This window comes from Cyanobium sp. LEGE 06143 (assembly GCF_015207535.1).
In the GTDB taxonomy this organism is placed as follows: domain Bacteria; phylum Cyanobacteriota; class Cyanobacteriia; order PCC-6307; family Cyanobiaceae; genus NIES-981.
In genome coordinates this window covers 1-5,031 of the sequence record NZ_JADEWP010000185.1, presented here as the reverse complement: position 1 = coordinate 5,031, position 5,031 = coordinate 1, and the positions used below count along the sequence as shown (strand labels likewise).

Annotated in this window: 5 protein-coding genes and 1 pseudogene; 2 read left to right on the top strand and 4 right to left on the bottom strand. The window is 71.5% G+C overall.

Going from position 1 to position 5,031, the window contains the following annotated elements; all coding sequences use genetic code 11:
• The 4 genes from IQ216_RS11665 to IQ216_RS11650 form a co-directional block, all read right to left on the bottom strand.
• A partial coding sequence (locus IQ216_RS11665) for a 1-acyl-sn-glycerol-3-phosphate acyltransferase (RefSeq protein ID WP_193815585.1) occupies positions 1-1,335 on the bottom strand: 1,335 nt, incomplete at its 3' end.
• Between the two features lie 15 nt (positions 1,336-1,350).
• Positions 1,351-2,112 carry an orotidine-5'-phosphate decarboxylase gene (gene pyrF, locus IQ216_RS11660; protein ID WP_193815586.1) on the bottom strand — a complete coding sequence of 254 codons (762 nt, stop codon included), beginning with the start codon at positions 2,110-2,112 and terminating at the stop codon, positions 1,351-1,353.
• A gap of 98 nt (positions 2,113-2,210) precedes the next feature.
• Positions 2,211-3,476, bottom strand: coding sequence for a tyrosine--tRNA ligase (gene tyrS, locus IQ216_RS11655; RefSeq protein ID WP_193815584.1), 1,266 nt, complete (start codon positions 3,474-3,476; stop codon positions 2,211-2,213).
• Positions 3,477-3,558: 82 nt separating this feature from the next.
• The gene (locus tag IQ216_RS11650) at positions 3,559-3,882 is read right to left on the bottom strand and encodes a DUF1825 family protein (RefSeq protein WP_193815583.1); all 324 of its coding nucleotides are present in this window, start codon (positions 3,880-3,882) and stop codon (positions 3,559-3,561) included.
• Between the two features lie 178 nt (positions 3,883-4,060).
• On the opposite strand from IQ216_RS11650, the gene IQ216_RS14765 reads away from it, so the two are divergent.
• Together IQ216_RS14765 and IQ216_RS11640 are read left to right on the top strand one after the other, a co-directional pair.
• A complete protein-coding gene (locus IQ216_RS14765) occupies positions 4,061-4,762 on the top strand; it encodes a response regulator transcription factor (protein ID WP_193815582.1) in 702 nt (233 codons plus the stop codon).
• A 45-nt stretch (positions 4,763-4,807) separates the two neighbouring features.
• Positions 4,808-5,031, top strand: a pseudogene (locus IQ216_RS11640) (hypothetical protein); the annotation flags it as partial.

The following is a 5,031-nucleotide window of genomic DNA, read 5'->3' as shown; positions in this document are numbered from 1 at the left end:
GGCTTCGAGTCCCTGCCGCACCTGGGCGGTGAGGGCCTCAACCGATCGGCGGCGATCGCGGCGATAGGCCGCATAGCGCTCCGTGACCTCGATCGGGGCCTGCACCTGCAGCCGTGCCCGGCTGCGGCCCAGGGACGGCGGCGAGGCCCCCGGGCGGCCTTCGATCCAGGCCACGGCCCGCCAGAGGATCTGCAGCACCTCGGCGTAGCGATCCGGCGTGGGTGCCTCGGCCACGTAGTGACCGCTGATGGCCGCAAACGGCTCCACCAGGTGCATGTGCTCCAAGCAGAGACTGGCCTCGGCGGCGGTCCAGTCGGCCAGGCCCAGGGCCACCGGTGAGAGCTGCTGGCCATCGCTGCGGTAGATCCGCTCCCAACCGGCCTGCTCGATGCGGCGGCAACGCTCCTGCAGCGTGCCCTGGGGCCTGAGCCCGAAGCGGGCCTCAGCCAAGCCGAGCATGGCCTCCCGCAGCCGCGCCAGGCGATCGACGAAGGGGGCCGTGGCATCGAACCCCAGCCCATGGGCCTGCCGGTAGAACACCTCCATGGCCCCCAGCAGGGCCGTGGACACCGCCTGCAGCCGCCCATAGCGCCGCGCCTGGGGCGACGGGAAGGCCGGATCGCCCGCGGCGGGGGCAGCCACCCCCAGCTGCCGCTCCAGCAGCAGCAGCAGCTCGTCGATGCGCGGCCAGCTGGGCCGCAGCAGCTCGTAGCGCACACCGATGGGCACGATCAGCACCCGCTCGTCGCGCCCCGCCGCCGCCAGGTCGTCACAGGTCCAGAAGGCGATCTGGGCCAGCCCCGGCTCCAGGGGAGCGATCAGATCCCCGTGTTCGTTGGTGGCCCCCTCCGGGGCGAGGGCCAGGGGGAAGGGGCCCAGGGCCGCCACATCCCGGGCGAGGCGAAGAGCCTGGCGATCGAGCTTGCCCCGCTGGATCGGGATGCCCCCCAGCCGGCTCAGCAGCCAGCCCACCGCGGCACCGGCCCAGAGCGGAACGCCCCGGTCGTAGAGGAACTGGGCATGGCAGGGCCGATGCAGGCGCAGGCCCTGGCGGCGGGCCAGGCGCGGCAGGGCACACCAGAACAGCMAGGCCAGCACCAGGGGGTCGCGGGTGCTCGGGTGGCGGAAGGCCAGCAGCAGCCGCAACTCACCACGCTGGTGGGCCTGGAACAGCCKGGCGAGGTCGTCGCCGCCGGCCACCTCGATGCGCCACACCCCCTGGCAGCGGTGCAGCAGGGGCAGCAGACCGCGCAGCAGCAGCCGCACCCAGGGCCGGCGCATCGGCGGGATGAAGCGGAGCGGGGGCTGGACCCCCCCGACGTGCAGACGGGGCATGAGACAGGCCTCGACTCAGGACAGCTCAGCGCAACAGGCGGCGAAGGCCGCCGCCGGATCAGACGCCGTGGTGATGGGCCGGCCGATCACCAGCTGGCTGGCCCCGGCGGCCAAGGCCTCAGCCGGCGTCAGCACCCGCCGCTGGTCGCCGGCGGGAGAGCCTGCAGGCCGGATGCCCGGGGTCACCAGATGAAAGGGCCGGGGATGGGCCTGCCGCAGGGCCGACACCTCCAGGGGAGAGCACACGGCACCGGCGATGCCAGCAGCGGCGGCGAGCCGGGCCAGGTGCAGGACGTAGGGCTCCAGGGGGGTCTCGATGGCCAGCTCGGTGCGGAAGCGCTGCGCCTCCCAGCTGGTGAGCACGGTCACGGCCAGCAGGGAGGGAGCACCCAGGCCGGCCCGCTCCGCTCCCTCGGCGGCGCCGGCCTGGGCAGCGGCGAGGGCCTCGGCCCCGGCGCAGGCATGCACCGTGATCAGCTGCGCCCCCAGGGCCGCCGCGCTGCGACAGGCCCCGGCCATGGTGGCCGGGATGTCGTGCAGTTTCAGATCGAGAAACACCGACAGGCCCTCGTCCCGCAGGCGACGGACCACCTCCGGACCGGCCGACACGAACAGCTCCAGACCCACCTTCACCCAGCGCAGGCCGGGGATGGCGATGGCCAGGGCCAGGGCCTCCCCGGCCTGGAGGCCATCGAGGGCCACGATGATCTGCTCGGCAGGTTCCTGGTGGCCCGTGGCCGGGCTCGGCGGGGCCGCGTCCCAGGAAGCAACGGCCAGGGTGGGATCGACGCTCACCGGCAGTGGCGGAGGCTGACCCGCACCCTAGGTGGGTCGCAGCACCGGGCTCGGGCCAGGGCGTCCTGATCCAGAGCGGCTCAGCCCGGCACCAGGCGCCGGAAGGTCTTTCTGCCGAGCTGCAGCACCCTGCCGGCCAGGTCGTCGGGCGCGGCGAAGGTCTGGTTGGGGTCGGTGAGCTTCTCGCCATCGAGCCGCACGCCACCGCCCTGGATCTGGCGACGGGCCTCGCTGCTGCTGGCACAGAGGCCAAGAGCCCGCAGCAGGTAGAAGGCCGTCGCCGGGAAGCTCACGGCTGCCAGGGAGGCCTCTGGCACCTGAGCCGCCTCGGCCCCGGCCACCAGCGCAGCGGCATCCCGCTGGGCCTGCTCAGCGGCCGCCAGACCATGGCGCTGGGCCGTGATCGCCAGGGCCATGGCCTGCTGGCGCTCTCGGCCGCCGGCGCCCAGGGCAGCAGCATCGAGATCGGTGAGCAGCGTGAGGTAATCCCCCACGAGGGCATCGGGAAGCTTCTCCAGCTTCGCGTACATCGACAGCGGGTCCTCGTCGAGACCCACGGTGTTGCCCAGGCTCTTGCTCATCTTCTGCACCCCGTCGAGGCCCGGAAGGATCGGCAACAGCAGGCCGAACTGGGGGCGCTGGCCGAAGTGGCGCTGCAGGTCGCGCCCCATGGCCACGTTGAACTTCTGGTCGGTGCCCCCCAGCTCCAGATCGGCCTGGATGGCCACGGAGTCGTAGCCCTGCAACAGCGGGTAGAGGAATTCGTGCAGGGAAATCGGCGTGCCGGAGCCGTAGCGCCTGGAGAAGTCGTCCTTGGCGAGCATCTGGCCCACGGTGGAGGTGGCGAGCAGGTCGATCGCGGCGGGGAGGTCGAGATCGGCCAGCCACTCACCGTTGCGTCGCACTTCCAGACGCCCTGGGGTGTGGAAATCGAGCAGGGAGCGTTCAGCCGGCTGGCCCTGACCCAGCTGGCTGAGGTAAGTGGCGGCATTGGCCTCCACGGCCTCAGCGCTGAGCTGCACCCGGGTTGCGCTCTTGCCGGTGGGGTCACCGATCCGGGCCGTGAAGTCCCCCAGGATCAGCACCGCCGTGTGGCCGGCGTCCTGGAAGGCCCGCAGCTTGCGGAACAGGATCGCGTGGCCCAGGTGGATGTCAGTGCCCGTGGGGTCGATGCCCAGCTTGATCCTCAGCGGGCGTCCCTCCCGCTCAGCCTCCTGCAGGCGCAGGGCCAGGCAGTTGTCTGCATCCGGGTCCGCTCCCGCCGACGTCGCGGGAGCCACGGCTGGGAACAGGTCGACGAGGCCCCGCTCCAACCAGGTCGGAAGCTCCAGTGTGTGCTCAGCCATCGGCCTGCCCCGCTCAGCGGCGGATCGTAGGCAGGCCCCGGGCCCCGGCACTGCCTCAACTGGAAGCGGAGGCCATGGCTGGTCAGGTCTGGGCTTCGAGCTGGCCCTTCATCCGCTCCAGGGTGTGGTGCATCTGCTCAAACATCGCTTCCGGCGTGAGACCGAACTGGCCCAGCTGGGTGCGGAGCTGCTCCACCGTGAGCTTGGCCTGGAAGTCCTCCGAGAGCTCGAACCGCTTCATGAACACCCGGTAGCGATCCATCATCGCCTCCATCTGCTCGMTGTAGAGCTTCTTGCCTTCGCGATCGAACTTGCCGTAGTCGCCACCGATCTGCATTAGTTGCTGGTAGTCGAGAAACAGCCGCTTGGCCTCGTCCTGGACGATCTCGGAATCGAAGAAGGCCATTGGCTGCCCGGCTCCACGGATCTGCGTGCCTTCAATTGTGAGCAGGAAGGCAGGGCCCTGGGGAGTGTGGATTGGCGTAATCGCCGCATCCTGCGCCGCCAGGACCAACCCTGCAGACAACCCGGCTGACCGCAGCCAGGATGGGGCCTCAGGCGGCCCTGACCTGAGTTCGCGCCCCGTGGACTACACCCCCAATCTCGACGCCATCCGCGAGCGGGGGCGGCAGGCAGCGGCGCTGCTGAAGGACAGCAGGGTGGTGCTCTGCCTAGGCAACCGGGTGATCCTGAGCGTGTGGGTGGCGGGGTCGATGGCCTCCAGGGCCGTGGTGGGAGCCGCCACGACGGCAGCGGAGGGCCTGGCCCTGGTGGAGCGGCTTGCCCCCTCCCTGCTGGTGGTGAGCGATCAGCTCGAGCAGGGCAGCGGCATCGACCTGCTGCTGGCCGTGAAGGCTCGCTGGCCAGACCTGGCCGTGCTGGTGGTGGTGGGGCGGCAGCAGCGGAGGCGACAGCTGCGCCAGGCCATGGCGGCTGGCTGCGAGGGGCTGGTGCCCGAGTCCCGCTTCGGCCAGGGAGCCGGGCTGGCCGCCCTGTCCACGATCGCCGGTGGCGGCATCTACCTCGATCGCACCTTGCGCGCCCTGATCCAGGGCTGGGCACCCGGCGAGGGGCCGCTTGAGCTGCTCTCCCCGCGGGAACTGGAGGTGCTCTCCCTGGTGGCCCGGGGCACCAGCAACGCCGAGATCGCCCGCAGCCTCTTCCTCAGCGTCGACACCGTGAAGACCCATCTGCACAACGTGCTGCGCAAGCTGCCGGCCCGGGACCGGGCCCATGCCGCCGTGCTCGGCCTCTGCTGGGACCTGATCGACTGGCCTGACCCCTGATCCAGCCGCTAGGTTCGGGCTGACGACAGCAGATGGCATCCACCCATGGMCAGCAGGCACTGGCTGGACCCCCTGGCGCGGCAGCTGCTGGTGGCCACGGGCCAGATCCCCGCCAGCCCATCGCCCGCACCTGCTGCTTCCCAGCAGGCGCCGCCCCCGTCCACCTGCTCAGGGGCCTCCCGCGAGGACGAGATCGAGCGGGAGTTGCTGGCCCTGAAGCTGCGCCAGGACCCCTCCCAGCCCCTGCGTGACGCCGACGCTGTGCGGCA